General features: G+C 42.1%; 11 protein-coding genes. 8 read left to right on the forward strand and 3 right to left on the reverse strand.

The window, feature by feature from the left end:
• The first annotated feature begins 2053 nt into the window (after window positions 1–2053).
• Window positions 2054–2494, forward strand: coding sequence for an Hsp20/alpha crystallin family protein (locus CAL7507_RS19535; protein ID WP_015130218.1), 441 nt, complete (start codon window positions 2054–2056; stop codon window positions 2492–2494).
• A gap of 50 nt (window positions 2495–2544) precedes the next feature.
• Here CAL7507_RS19535 and CAL7507_RS19540 read toward each other — a convergent pair whose 3' ends face one another.
• The 3 genes from CAL7507_RS19540 to CAL7507_RS19550 form a co-directional block, all read right to left on the reverse strand.
• Window positions 2545–4287: an adenylate/guanylate cyclase domain-containing protein gene (locus CAL7507_RS19540; protein ID WP_236556783.1), complete on the reverse strand. Its 1743-nt coding sequence runs from the start codon at window positions 4285–4287 to the stop codon at window positions 2545–2547.
• A 208-nt stretch (window positions 4288–4495) separates the two neighbouring features.
• Window positions 4496–4849 (reverse strand): DUF5615 family PIN-like protein, encoded by a 354-nt coding sequence (locus CAL7507_RS19545; protein WP_015130220.1) that lies wholly within the window; start codon window positions 4847–4849, stop codon window positions 4496–4498.
• Window positions 4850–4855: 6 nt separating this feature from the next.
• A complete protein-coding gene (locus CAL7507_RS19550) occupies window positions 4856–5188 on the reverse strand; it encodes a DUF433 domain-containing protein (RefSeq protein ID WP_015130221.1) in 333 nt (110 codons plus the stop codon).
• Between the two features lie 167 nt (window positions 5189–5355).
• Here CAL7507_RS19550 and CAL7507_RS19555 point away from each other — a divergent pair, with 167 nt between their 5' ends.
• The 7 genes from CAL7507_RS19555 to CAL7507_RS19585 all read left to right on the forward strand — a co-directional run bounded on the left by CAL7507_RS19555 (window position 5356) and on the right by CAL7507_RS19585 (window position 14102).
• Window positions 5356–8991: an NB-ARC domain-containing protein gene (locus CAL7507_RS19555; RefSeq protein ID WP_015130222.1), complete on the forward strand. Its 3636-nt coding sequence runs from the start codon at window positions 5356–5358 to the stop codon at window positions 8989–8991.
• 66 nt (window positions 8992–9057) lie between these two features.
• Window positions 9058–9288, forward strand: coding sequence for a type II toxin-antitoxin system Phd/YefM family antitoxin (locus tag CAL7507_RS19560; RefSeq protein WP_015130223.1), 231 nt, complete (start codon window positions 9058–9060; stop codon window positions 9286–9288).
• Window positions 9285–9677, forward strand: a complete 393-nt coding sequence (locus tag CAL7507_RS19565) for a type II toxin-antitoxin system VapC family toxin (protein WP_042341413.1) — start codon at window positions 9285–9287, stop codon at window positions 9675–9677. Before CAL7507_RS19560 ends, CAL7507_RS19565 begins: the two co-directional genes overlap by 4 nt.
• Before the next feature lie 241 nt (window positions 9678–9918).
• Window positions 9919–10533, forward strand: a complete 615-nt coding sequence (locus tag CAL7507_RS19570; protein WP_015130226.1) for an alpha/beta hydrolase — start codon at window positions 9919–9921, stop codon at window positions 10531–10533.
• Between the two features lie 155 nt (window positions 10534–10688).
• Window positions 10689–10901, forward strand: coding sequence for a DUF2555 domain-containing protein (locus CAL7507_RS19575; RefSeq protein WP_015130227.1), 213 nt, complete (start codon window positions 10689–10691; stop codon window positions 10899–10901).
• A 129-nt stretch (window positions 10902–11030) separates the two neighbouring features.
• Window positions 11031–12263, forward strand: a complete 1233-nt coding sequence (gene coaBC, locus CAL7507_RS19580) for a bifunctional phosphopantothenoylcysteine decarboxylase/phosphopantothenate--cysteine ligase CoaBC (protein ID WP_015130228.1) — start codon at window positions 11031–11033, stop codon at window positions 12261–12263.
• A gap of 354 nt (window positions 12264–12617) precedes the next feature.
• Window positions 12618–14102 carry a site-2 protease family protein gene (locus CAL7507_RS19585; protein WP_015130229.1) on the forward strand — a complete coding sequence of 495 codons (1485 nt, stop codon included), beginning with the start codon at window positions 12618–12620 and terminating at the stop codon, window positions 14100–14102.
• The last annotated feature ends 300 nt before the right edge of the window (window positions 14103–14402 follow it).

Raw genomic sequence — 14402 nt, forward strand, 5'->3', positions numbered from 1 at the left:
ACAAATCATCTCCCTAGAGGATGTGTGTAAATTTTCTAAACCCTGCTAGAGAATTACTTAATTACTCATAAACACAGTTTTACTAAAGCAAGCATTTATATGTACTAAGCATTTACTGCACTACGATTAATTTAGACTTGTCATAACTGTGTCATCCTCCTAGCGGATGTGTGCAAATCATTTCAAAACTGAACAAAAATAATTTGGTTACTCACAAGAAAAAGGTTTGGTCATGAACCAAACCTCGATCATTGCTGTGCTTAACAACGTACTAGATTAATTTAGACATACTTTTTTTACAGATCATCTTCCTAGAGGATGTGTCCCAATATTCTAAAAACTGGTAGCACTTTATTTAGTCAAAATATTAACTAGCTTTAATAATGGAGATATAGCATTTCCCGACAAGCGTGACGTACACCCGGGTACGGCACTGCTGTGCTACTACACCTCGCGATATAATGTTGTACTCCATCTAAATGGGAACCGCTATATAAAAATTTCTCAGTATTTAACTTAGAAATGAAAAAGGCTTGGATGTTAGCCAAGCCTCCAGATATACCAGGTGTTTACCATATCTAACTAATTTAGACTGACTCTGCTGACAAAGCATCTTTCTATCAGGTGTATACAAAAATTCTCAAAGCTGATATGGCATGATTTTGCCAGATACATATATAAAACAAGGCTTGTTTCAACAGCAACCCTTTATTAATAAAGTGTATACAAACATCATGATTTATAATTAATATTTATGTATAGAGGAAATATTCTATATATTCTTGTGAAAAAAAGACCCTAGATTTTATTCCAGGGTATATACATGTTTCTCAGGCATTTATATACCGCATATTAAATGTAGAAAAATTTTATTGCCCCTATCTATTGCATGATATAAATATTGCAAGTTTATGGTATTGCTTAATTGGCATAATTCAGCTATAAAAAAGGCTTGGGTGTCAGCCAAGCCTACAGATATACCAAGTGTTTACCATATCTAATTAATTTAGATTTGCTTTTACTACATTACATCTATCTATAGGGTGTATCCAAATATGATGAAAGCTGGTAACACCCAAATATCAAAAGTAACGCAGGAACAAACAACTGGGAATAAGCGACTGCGGCATTTAAGTTGCATATTTCATCGTATAGAGCGTTAACTGTTAACCGTCAACAAAGAAAAATGATTGATTGTGCAATGAAAAACTCCACCCACAATTCGATTGAGTTTTTGGGCATGGGGAAGAGTTACCTGTTTGCCCCAAGTCGGCGGGCAGCTATCCCTCTTCACCCACAATTCGATTGAGTTTCCTGCCGACTTCCAGGAATAGGCGTTTTAGCTTAAGCTGTTATCCCTCTCCACCCACGTTCGTGCAGCGTCACGCTTTCTAGGGGATGGAGTTTCTCATCGCTTTCAATGAATAAGTGATTGACAAAAAAGGTTTAGCATTTAGCTAAACCTTTATAGAAAGCAGTTATTCGACACACCAAAATAAATTTAAACTTACTACTAAATCTGGTCATCATCCCATAGGATGTATACAAGCAAGCCCTCGTATGTTAGTTCAACGAAGTCGTTCTCGTTTGCAATGACATATATTTTGCATGAATTATCACTCCCGAAAAATACACAGAGTTAACAGCCTAGGTATTGCCCACCAAAACCATGATACGGTGGGCAGTGCCCACCCTACGTGTATTTCATAAATCAAATACTAATCCTATAGTAGGCAGGGCTATGTCTTACAAAAGCCGGATATGTTGGGCATTGCCCAGCCTACCAATACTTAAATGTGTTTGAAAATCAAATTAGATTCCTATATTTCTCATAGTATCATTGAGTCTTATTTTTATGTAATCTAGTTTACCCGACCTCAGCATTCTGGTTTACCGTACCTTTCACAGGTACATATTTAGGTTCGGTAATCATCACGAGCCAGGTGATAAAAACCGAATTTACACTAATCTTAATTCTCAATACTATAAGAACAAAGCAAGGAATTAATCCTGCATTGATTGAAAAAAAGCAAGTCAATATACGAGGTAGGATATGACATTAATTCGTTGGAATCCTTGGCAAGAATTTACAACTTTACAACGTCAAATTGACCAGCTATTTGATGAAAATCTATTACCATCCAATTTAGTTGAACGAGGCTTTTCTAGAGTTCCTGCTGCTGAGTTACAAGAAACCTCTGAGGCTATTCATCTGAAACTAGAGCTACCAGGAATTGATGCTAAAGATGTAGACTTACAAGTCACAGAAACATCTGTTTACATCAGTGGTGAGCGGAATTCTAAAACGCAAACTGAAGATAAAGGTGTGTTCAAGAGTGAATTCCGCTATGGCAAATTTCAGCGCGTAATCCCTTTACCTACTCGCGTTGAAAACACCAAAGTCATAGCAGAATATAAAGATGGAATCTTGAATCTAGTTCTCCCTAAAGCTGAAGCAGAAAAGCACAAAGTCGTGAAAGTTAATCTGCAATAAGGGCATTGGGGACTGGGGGCTAGGTAATTTATTTATTGCCCCCTGCCCCATTACTTTGATGGGTTAAGTGATTTATATAGAAAGTCAAATCTTGCTTGGACAGCAGGAGGTTTGGTGGTGAAATGGATATAAAAATTTCCTAGCTCTGCCGATTTTTCTAATACTTTGGCATAAACATCTTCACTACGCCATGCTGGGTCTTGAGGTGTCAATAAGTTGAGTTTAATATTTGTCAATGCCGAGGGCAAGCAATTATTTTCTATATTCTCGGTGCAAATCTTCGCTCCTTTGTGAGATATCTGAACTATATTTCCTGAGAACACAGTTTCACCAATCTGCTTTTCATTGAGAATCATGTATTGGATGGGAATTGGTTTAGGAATGTTAAAAAATACCTCTTCTTCTCTAGGCAAAAATAGATTGTAGAATCCACCGATACCGTAAACTTCATAGATGGTAACTGGTTCTTTAATTCCTTTCATTTGTTCTTGTCTTTGCCCGCCGACTCTCACAATTGCACCTGCTGCTTTTAAAGTCGGTTCGGAAATGAGAATTTGTCCTCCTGTTGTGTAGGATTCAATGCGGTAAGTTAAGTTGACTTGGCTACCAACAATGCCGTATTTAGCACGTTTGTCTGAGCCAATATTTCCCAGAACTACGAGTCCTGTATTAATACCAATACCCATTTCTAGTTGCGGGAAGCCGAGATTTTTCAGCCTTTCATTGACAGCACCCATTGCTAATTGCATAGCACAAGCACAGGCTACAGCCCTAACAGCGTCATCTTCTCTTGGTGTTGGGGCCCCAAACAGAACCAAAATCCCATCACCCATGAATTCATTAATCGTTCCTTGGTATTGAGCGATCGCATCTGCCATATATTCAAGATAGATATTGAGGACATGGATTACCTCTTCGGCAGATAATCGCTCTGATGCGGCAGTAAATCCTCTTAAATCAGAGGTAAGAATGGTAACTTTACGTCTTTCGCCACCAAGTTTTAATGCTTGGGGGCTTTCAAGTAAGTTGGCGACGATTTCATCGCTCAGATACCGTCCAAATACCTGGCGAATCAGCACATTCCTTTTTTCTAAATCTGTGTTGGCTGCGGCTAAATCTGCTGTACGTTCTCGCACACGCCCTTCTAACTCTTTAGCAGTTTGGCGTAACCTCCCAGTCACCAAAGTAATCCCAGAGATTCCCAATATGGATAATCCCCCCAACATAAAAGATGTTGTTTTTATACTCTTGTTAGTTTGATCAGTGAAGTTGTCTAGGGACTGAGTAATGGTTAAAACACCCCTCACGTCTCCCACTTGCCAGTCTTTTTTGGGACTATCAGGACGGGTATTATGACAAGTAACGCAAGTGGGCTTCATGATTACAGACTGCCCATATTGCAATAAGCCATGATTTTGGGATTTCTCTAAACGATAAAATTTTTTTTCTTCAGGATGTGTTCTCAAGTAGCTGAGGGCTTCCCGCTCAAAGTCATTTCTGGGGCCGCCTTCGGCTTTGCGCCAGGGAAACGGGTAATCACTATACATCCGGACTGACATCCCTGTCTGGTTTTCGCTGAGGATTTTTCCCAATTCAATCGCATAAGTTGCAGGGATAGGAATTGCTCCCTCCTTGATCAGGTAGTCATGAGTCAAGTTAATCCCTTTAACTTTCTTGATCCGATCGGAAACAGTAGTGCTGTATTGGCTCCATGCATCAATAATGGCTTTGGCTTGCAATTCTGCATTGGTGACCGCTTGTGATTCAATCAAGCTAGACGAGAGACTAGACATATTTGACAAAGCTATGCCCACCCCAACGCAAAACATGAGTGTGAGAATTAGAACGGTTTGTTTTAAAAGTATCCGTAGAAACCAGTTCCAGATTTGAGAAATTAACTGCAACATATAATATCAATACGCAATAAATATATTTTTCTCATCTGCTCCCCTCCGTTCCGTCCGCACTAGGGTAGTGTTAGGTGGCGACAACTACCAGCGTTTATCGTAAGGGGAGAAATATTACTTGTCCTTCCCACTCTCCTTCAATGCTGCACTCAGCAATTAAGATAATTTCCTCAATCGCCAGTCCTACTGGGACACGACGACTCACCTCAAATAATCCAGGCATAGATAATCCTGCTTGAATGCGCTGGTATGCAAAAGTTGTCATCGTAGCAACATCATGAGTCAAAACAATTCGCCCTTCTTGAGATGCCCATGCTAAAACAGTTGGGTCATCGGCTCCCGACAAGTCCACATCTTGAACACGCACAATATCAATATCTGGACTTTGACGAAGAATCCCCCGCACAATTTGGTTATTAAAATTCTCATCAGCCAGGAATCGAGCCATTCTAGATTACCTGGATTGATTGCGTCTAGCAAGTAAGCGATCTCGTATTCCAATAGGACTAAAACGTTGTTCAGCCTCTTGCTGAATCAAGTTTGCTTGAAGTTGACGTTCTGCAAGATAAGTATTAACTTCATCCCGATGTCTGAGGTAGTAACCGATAACTAGGTAGATATCCGATAATTGTAGCGATGGATACTGCTCTCTTACTTCCTCTGGTGTGCATCCTTCAAGAAAAGCAGTAACAACAGTGTCTAGGGTAACGCGAGTTTTAGCAACTCTTACAATACCGTAAGCATCAGTCTCTATAGGTGTGGGTTCCAGAGCAATTGCTAGAGTCATGATTTTATCCGGTTTCTACTTCATATAGTAAATCAGTCTGAAGCTTATTACACCGTATACTTGTAGCGATCGCAGAAAATACAGTTCCTCTCAAGTAGGGAGCTGACCGTACCGTAGAACTGAGAAGATTGTCGTATTATGCTACTCAAAGACCGGAAATCGCACTTATGGATATTGAGCAAGCACTCGCATTTACTGATACGCTGGTTTTTACCAAAACAGGGATGCATTTAAGTGACCTACAACAGTCGATGTTGCGGGAGTCTTGGTCTTTGGAGCGTCAAAGTTACGATCGCATTGCGGATACATATGGCTATTCTCCAACTTATTTAAAGCATGATGTCGGGCCTAAGTTATGGAAACTCCTTTCAGAAATTTTAGGCGAAAAGGTCACTAAAACCAGTTTTCGTTCTGCAATTGAGCGGAGATTTCAGTTGGAGGGTGGGACGAATATACAGCCTGTTGTTATCCAGAAAACGCCATCAAATCTCCCCAACAGTCCGGTGACGACTTCCCATCAAGATTGGGGTGATGCGATTGATGTGGATTTTTTCTATGGACGACAAGCAGAAATAGCGCAGTTACACCAGTGGATTGTGGTTGAACGGTGTCGGCTATTGAGTTTGTTGGGTATGGGAGGAATGGGTAAGACTTCCCTGTCAATCAAGGTTGCACAACAATTACAGGATGATTTTGTGTTGGTGATTTGGCGATCGCTACGCAATGCACCACCCGTACAAGAAATGCTAACAGATTTACTCAAATTCTTGTCCAATCAGCAAGAAATTGAGTTTCCCGAAACTGTTGCGGGCAAAATTTCGCGGCTATTACATTATTTGCGATCGCAGCGTTGTCTGTTAATTTTTGATAACGTTGAAACCATCTTACAAGAAGGCGAACCCACGAAGTTATCCTACGCTGATGGCTATGAAGCTTATGGCGAAATATTTAGACAAATCGGAGAAATTCGTCATCAAAGTTGTTTATTATTAACAAGTCGAGTTCAACCCCCAGAAGTTCACCTGTTAGCAGGGGAAATTTTACCTGTGCGGGCTTTGCAATTGGAGGGATTGAATCAAACAGATGGACAAGAACTTTTAGGGTTGAAGGGCACTTTCCAGGGTTCAGAAGACGAATGGCGGCGGTTAATTGCGGGTTATGCAGGTAATCCCTTAGCATTAAAAATTATTTCCACCACTATTCAAAACTTGTTTGATGGCAGCATTACTGATTTTCTCAACCAAGAAACCTTTGTTTTTGGCAACATTCGGAATTTGATTGACCAACAATTTCAAGGGCTTTCTGAATCTGAAAAAACAGTGATTTATTGGCTGGCTATTTATCGTGATGCGGCGACATTTTCCGAGTTGCGTGCTGATATTTTTCCGCCGATATCACCACAAAATTTAATTGACGCTTTAGAATTGCTGGAACAGCGATCGCTGATCCTGAAGACTAAGCCTACACAGTTTTCACTCCAGCCTGTGGTGATGGAATATATCACAGATAGATTAGTTAGTCAAGTAAATCAGGAAATTCAGGCAGCATTAGAAATAATTCCTAGTCAGAAAAATCTCTTATTTAAAACTCATGCCTTACTCAAAGCACAAGCTAAAGATTATGTGCGAGAGACGCAAATACGTTTTATCCTCAAACCTATCCTGGAGCGGTTATTAATAGCATTTCCTGAGCGGAATGCAATTGAAAAATTACTAAGTCAATGCCTCAACAACCTGCGAGGTAAATCGTCAATTGAAATTGGCTATGCTGGCGGTAATATTTTAAATTTACTTTGTCAATTGCAACCGTGTTTAACTAACTATAATTTTTCTGATTTAAGGATTTGGCAAGCATATTTACAACAAGTAAATTTGCATGATGTTAATTTCACATCTGCTGATTTGAGTCAGTCTGTTTTTGCGGAAACCTTTGGCATTGTATTTGGTGGTGTTGCCTTTAGCCCGGATGGTAAATTATTAGCTACGGGGGATGCAGAAGGTGGGCTACGTTTGTGGCAAGTTGCCACTGGGCAACTATTATTAAATTTTAAAGGACATTTAGGCTGGGTTTGGTTAGTTACCTTTAGTGGCGATGGTCAAACTTTAGCAAGTTGCAGCAGTGATAAAACGATTCGCTTATGGGATGTCAGCACAGGTGAATGCAAAAAGATTTTAACAGGACATCGGAGTTCAATTTGGGCGATCGCTTTTAGTGCCGATGGTCAAACTTTAGCCAGTGGTGGCGATGAACCAACGGTGAGATTGTGGGATATCCACACTGGGGAATGTCAAAAAATCTTGTCTGGTCACACAGGTAGGATTCTCTCTGTCGCCTACAGTCCAGATGGTCAAATTTTAGCAAGTGGCAGTGACGATCGCACTATTCGCCTCTGGAATCACAACACAGAATGCAATCATATCTTCCAGGGACACTTAGAGCGAGTCTGGTCAGTCGCCTTTAGTGCTGATGGTAACACCTTAGCCAGTGGTAGTGCTGACCATACCATTCGCCTCTGGGAGGTGAACACAGGACAATGTCTGAATATCTTACCAGAGCATAGCGATCGCGTCCGGGCGATCGCCTTTAGTCCCGATGCCAAGACACTGGTGAGCGCCAGCGATGACCAAACCGTCAGAGTTTGGGAAATCAGTACTGGACAATGCCTCAACGTCCTCCAAGGGCACGCTAATTCCGTGTTTTCAGTGGCATTTAATGCCGATGGTCGCACTATCGCCAGTGGTAGCATCGACCAAACAGTAAGGCTATGGGATGTAACTACAGGTCGATGTTTCAAAACCTTCAAAGGCTATAGAAGCTCAGTATTTTCGGTAGCATTCAATGCCGATGGTCAAACTATCGCCAGTGGTAGTACTGACCAAACCGTGAGGCTGTGGGATGTGAATACAGGGACTTGTCTGAAAACCTTAACGGGACATCGTGGCTGGGTGACTTCCGTAGCCTTTCACCCAGATGGAAAGTTGCTAGCGAGTAGCAGTGTTGACCGCACCGTCCGCATCTGGTCAACTCACACTGGGAAATGTCTGCAAACTTTGCCAGGTCATGGCAATTGGGTACAATCAGTTAGCTTTAGTCCTGATGGAAAAGTTTTAGCTAGTGGTAGCGACGACCAAACCATTCGCTTATGGTCAGTGAATACAGGTGAATGTCTGCAGATATTATCAGGTCATGCTAGTTGGATTTGGTGCGTGAGATTTAGTCCCGATGGGCAAATTCTCGCTAGCAGTAGCGAAGACCATACTATTCGCCTGTGGTCAGTGAATACAGGTGAATGTCTCCAAATTTTAGCAGGACATAACAGCCGAGTCCAGGCGATCGCTTTCAGTCCCGATGGGCAAATCTTAGCCAGCGCCAGCGAAGATGAAACAGTACGCCTGTGGTCGATGAATACAGGTGAATGTCTGAATATCTTTGCTGGACATAGTAATAATGTTTGGTCGGTAGCCTTTAGTCCCGATGGGGAAATAATCGCCAGCAGTAGCTTAGATCAAACAGTGCGACTTTGGCACCCGCAGACAGGGACTTGCTTAAAGATTTTATCTGTTCTCACTCATTCTATGCGATCGGCGATCGCCTTCAACCCCCAAATCAGCCCTACGAAAAATTACACCATCGCCAGCGGTAGTCAAAACGGCACCATTCAGATTTGGGATACCCAAACAGGTGAATGTTTGCAAACCCTCAATCCTGACAGACCTTATCAGGGAACCAATATTACAGGAGCGACTGGAATCACAATAGCTCAAAAAGAAGCCCTGAAAGCCTTAGGTGCATTCGAGTTATGACACTTCCCTGGTACTTGAAAAATGTGATATTCTCTGAATATGACCAGGGTCATGACTAGGAACATTATGAAAAGCATTTCCAAAAGTAAACTTAAAAGCAAACTGCTGGAGTTCTTGCGACTTGTAGAGTCAGAAGGGGAAGAAATTGTAGTTACTGATCGAGGGAAACCAGTAGTAAAAATTTCTAAATACGCCAATTCACCCTCAACAGAACAGTTATTTGGGCAAATGCGCGGCAAAGTGAAGTATTTTGAGGATTTAACAACTCCCACAACAGAAGAATGGGGAGAACTGTGAAGATTGTCCTCGATACTTGCGCTCTGATTTGGTGGAGCCTAGATCCAGATCAACTTTCTCAAGGTGCGAAAGAAGTCTGCAAGCAAATGGAAAAGGAAAAAAATGGTCTTGTTCCATCCACTGCTATCTGGGAAATCGCCATCAAAATCAAAAATAAAAAACTAGATTTAGGAGTTGATATGAACGAGTATGTCGCTTCTTTGAAAAAGTCCAGCGTTGTCAGCATTGTCCCCATTGATGAAGATGTGTGGTTAGAAAGTGTCAAACTAGAATGGGGTCATCGAGATCCTGTTGATCGAGTTGTTGTCGCCCTAGCCAGGAGTAATCAAGCTTCAATTCTCACAGCAGACAGGGAAATCAGAAATTTTTACTCAGATGTGATTTGGTAGATTGAGGTATCACATCCACGCGATCGCCATCCAAGGGATTTTGCAACAGGTACAAACCTCGATAATGTTGGGTTTCGTTTGTTTTAACCATTTTAAGGGAATGGAGTGGCATATAGAACCCTCCAATAGCGGCGACAAAAGGGCTATTCGTTCCGCACTAAGCTATAAGTACTTTTGTTGCTCGTTTAAAGAGATAGAATCTACCCAGAACAGTTAGGATTCTAGGAGTAGACCTCTGTCTTTGCAATTCGTTGATATTTCCCCCTCAACTTCTCAACCTCCCACAGGTTTAATAGTCTGCTTACACGGTTGGGGCGCTAACGCTGACGATGTCACATCTCTGTTGCCATTTTTCCACTTACCTGATTACCATTTTGTGTTTCCGAATGCGCCTTTTCCTTATCCCTATTCCCCAATGGGTAGGGCGTGGTATGACTTAAGACAAGAAAACATGTATCAAGGATTAATAGAAAGTCGGCAAATACTGACAGATTGGTTGGAATCTTTAGAGGGTAGTACTGGTGTGCCTCTATCACGCACAATTTTGAGTGGTTTTTCTCAAGGTGGGGCGATGACTTTAGATGTAGGATTAAATTTGCCCCTGGCTGGTTTGGTCTCCATGAGTGGTTATTTGCATCCTGATGCTGGCAAGGTAAAAAAAACTAGTTATCCGCCAACCTTGATCATGCATGGTAGACAAGATGAAGTTGTGCCATTGTTAGCTGCTTTAAAGGCAAAAGAAACTCTAGAATCTCTAGCAGTTGTCGTCCAGTACCAGGAATTTGAAATGGGCCATGAAATTAGTCCGCAAATGTTAGAAGTGATCCGAAATTTCGTGAAGAATGCCATTGGCTAGTAGTGTTGGCATTTTTTTTGTAAATTCTGGTACAAATCCGGAAAAATTTTACAAAATCTACGCCATCTAATGAGTAATATAGATTGGGTGGTTGCGTTAAGCGCAACTTTAACCCTTGCTGAATGCGAATACTGCAAAAGGGAGGGGCAAGCATTATGAAAACTCTAAGCATTTCCAAAAAAGAAATTGCTGCCATGACTGCAGCAGAGGTAGAAGAGTTAGCTACACGTCTGGAGCTAGATAATTATAGCAATGCTTTTGAGGGTTTAAATGATTGGCATCTACTGCGAGCGATCGCGTTTCAGCGTCCAGAGTTAGTTGAACCCTATATCTACCTCTTAGATTTGGAACCCTATGATGAAGCTTAGGGAAATTATGAAGTATGAAGTATGAAGTATGAAGTATGAAATTGTTTAACCTTCAATACTTCGGCTACGCTCAGTCTTAAAGCTGAATGGAGTCGAGCCTTCAACCTTTATTCTTCATTCTGTTCTCTAATGTCTCACCCTCTACCTCAAACTAAAAATCTGAAGCCAAGGGTTCTGGTTGGTGTAGGCGGCGGGATTGCTGCTTACAAAGTTTGTGAGGTGGTTTCGCAGTTGTTTAAAACGGGTGTAGAAGTCCGAGTTATTCTCACACGTTCTGCACAAGAATTCATCACACCTCTGACTTTAGCCACTCTTTCCCGTCATTCCGCCTACACAGATGATCTATTTTGGCAAGCAAATCACTCTCGTCCGTTGCATATTGACTTGGGTGAATGGGCAGATTTATTAGTGATTGCGCCAATGACTGCGAATACGTTAGCAAAGTTAGCTTGTGGTATGGCTGACAATTTGTTGACAAATACTGTCCTGGCTTCTACTTGTCCTGTGTTGTTAGCGCCAGCAATGAACACGGATATGTGGGAGCAGCTAGCAGTGCAGCGAAATTGGCAACATCTATTGACAGATAGCCGATTTCATGGTATGGGTACTGCGTCGGGGTTATTAGCGTGCGATCGCGTTGGCAATGGCAGAATGGCAGAACCCCAAGAAATTCTAGCTTATATCCAATCACTGTTGCACACCAAAGGACAGCGCGATTTATTAGGTAAGCAGGTGTTGATTAGTGCTGGGGGAACAAGAGAGTATCTTGACCCAGTTAGATTTATTGGTAATCCTGCCACAGGAAAAATGGGACTAGCTTTAGCACAAGCTGCACTCCATCGAGGGGCAAATGTCACCTTGGTGCATGGCGTTACTAATTGGGATGCACCTTTGGGGGTGCAGGCGATTCCTGTGATCAATGCGGAGGAAATGCAGCAGGTAATGTGGGAATATCTCCCCAGCGCTGATGTGATTGTCATGTCAGCAGCGGTAGCGGATGTCAAGCCTCAAGATTATAGTCCAGAGAAATTGCCTAAGCGATCGCTTCCCACAGCCTTACCCCTAGAACCTGTACCAGATATTTTAGCCAGTTTGGCACAACTCAAACAACCACATCAGCGGTTGATTGGATTTGCCGCCCAGACGGGAGATATTATCACGCCGGCTTTAGAGAAGTTGCAGCGGAAAAAATTAGATGTGATCGTTGCTAATCCCATCGATCAACCTGATAGTGGTTTTGGCAGCGACAATAATCAAGCCATATTTTTAGACAATCAAGGGCGGCACGAAAAAGTCCCCCCTTGCTCTAAATTGCAAATGGCACATCATCTATATGATTTTGTCATCTCAAACCTGAGTTAGAAGATGCATTTTTAGTCAGGACTTTTAATCTTTTTGTCTATACCTTGCGAAAACACGCAAAGACACTCAGCAAACAATCCTGCTTTTGCGTCTTTGCGCGAAATTTTGTGTCAGTCTTAATATGCAAGGGTGATTTACTTAATGTGTTTGTTACGTATGGGTATAGATTCCCACATTTAAGCAAAAGAGTACCAAAAAAAGAGTAAATTTGTCAACCTACCTCTCCCCTGGCGCTACTTTTCCCATATCCAATTTGGGTAGACTACAAGCCGTTATAGATTAGTTATATATAAACGCTTTCTAGTCTAGGGCGTATTTTCCAGGTAGGTCTAATGTATCTGCAAAGGTTTGAAGATGTTGACATCAGAAACTTCTATCATTGCTACAGTTCTGTTGGTAGCTTTCGGCATTTTGAGTTGGGGCTTTTATCGCGCCAGACCATTTGGTAAACTGGGCGTATTAGCCTGGTTACAGTCAGTGGTGTTGATGGCTCCTTGGCTGTTGTTTTTTGGGTTGTTTGCCACAGGAATTTATATCAACATAGTTGGTATATTGTTCTTGGTGGTGGCTTCTGCTGGATTGTATATCTTCTTGGGTAAAAAATTGCGTGCTGAGGGGCAAGAGGCAATACTCAAGGAGCGAGCAACGGCAAGACTTGCGGCTAACTCCTCAGATGAAGCAAATCCCGCAGATTCAGCAGTCATCGCCGAGATCAAAGCCGAAGCACCGCCAATCCCAGAAGACGATTTGAATGCCATTAAAAGCATTTTCGGTATTGATACATTTTTTGCCACAGAAACGATCGCTTACCAAGAAGGAGCCATTTTCAAAGGTAATCTCCGGGGAGAACCAGAAGCGATTCACAACCGACTCAGCGCCAGTTTGCAAGAACGTTTGGGTGATCAATATCGCCTGTTTTTAATCGAAAACACAGACGGAAAACCCGTGGTGATTGTCTTACCAAGTCGCAATGACCCGCGTCCGACATCAGCATCCCAAAAAGCATTTGCGGGCATCTTGCTGGTTGCAACCATTGCTACAAGTCTAGAAGCATCAGGTATTCTGCTGAATTTTGATTTATTTTCTCAACCAGAACGATTTTTAGAAGCTTTGCCCATAGCCTCCGGAATATTAGCAATTTTGGTGGGTCACGAAATTGGTCATTGGTTACTTGCTCGTCGCCACCAAGTCCGTCTGAGTTGGCCTTTCTTTCTCCCGGCTGTGCAAATTGGCTCCTTTGGGGCGATTACTCGCTTTGAGTCACTGTTACCCAACCGCAAAGCACTATTTGATATTGCTTTAGCCGGGCCAGCCACTGGGGGAATTCTTTCTTTGTTGATGCTAATTGCTGGTTTGCTGCTTTCCCATCAAGGTAGTTTGTTTCAAGTACCAAATCAGTTTTTCCAAGGTTCCATCTTGGTAGGTAGCTTGGCGCGGGTTGTCCTGGGTTCGGCTTTACAGTCGCCCTTGGTGAATGTCCATCCGTTAGTAATTATTGGTTGGTTGGGGTTAGTCATTACTGCTTTAAACTTAATGCCAGCCGGACAACTAGACGGTGGGCGCATTATTCAGGCGATTTATGGACGCAAAACTGCAGGAAGGGCAACTCTAGCAACTTTAATTTTGTTGGGAATAGTGTCACTGGCTAACAATCTGGCGATGTATTGGGCGATCGTGATTTTATTATTACAACGGGATCTAGAACGTCCCAGTTTGAATGAAGTCAGTGAACCCGATGATGCTAGAGCCGCTTTAGGTCTTTTAGCCTTGTTCTTGATGATTACCACCCTGTTACCTCTAACTCCTGGCTTGGCTGGGCGCTTGGGAATTGGAGGATGAGGGGGATAAAACAGCAAGCAGTAAAAAATCTCCCTTAAAATATAGAGATTAGAGACTAGGACGTGTTTTCTCTCCTCGCCAATACCTTCAAGGGTGCGAATATGCAAACAAAGTCCGGATTGTGTCCATAGACTACAAAAAATCAACTTTTCAGCCCACGCAGGTGGGCTGAAAATAGCCTAAAATCCTTGTTATTCTCATACGATTTTGGATTGGGAATCACATAAAAAGCATCTCAGTTCCGTCAATCCATTTGTCTCACTCTTTTTTGAAACGCAGATTCAACAATATTACTGATGT

Source organism: Calothrix sp. PCC 7507, assembly GCF_000316575.1.
Lineage (GTDB): Bacteria > Cyanobacteriota > Cyanobacteriia > Cyanobacteriales > Nostocaceae > Fortiea.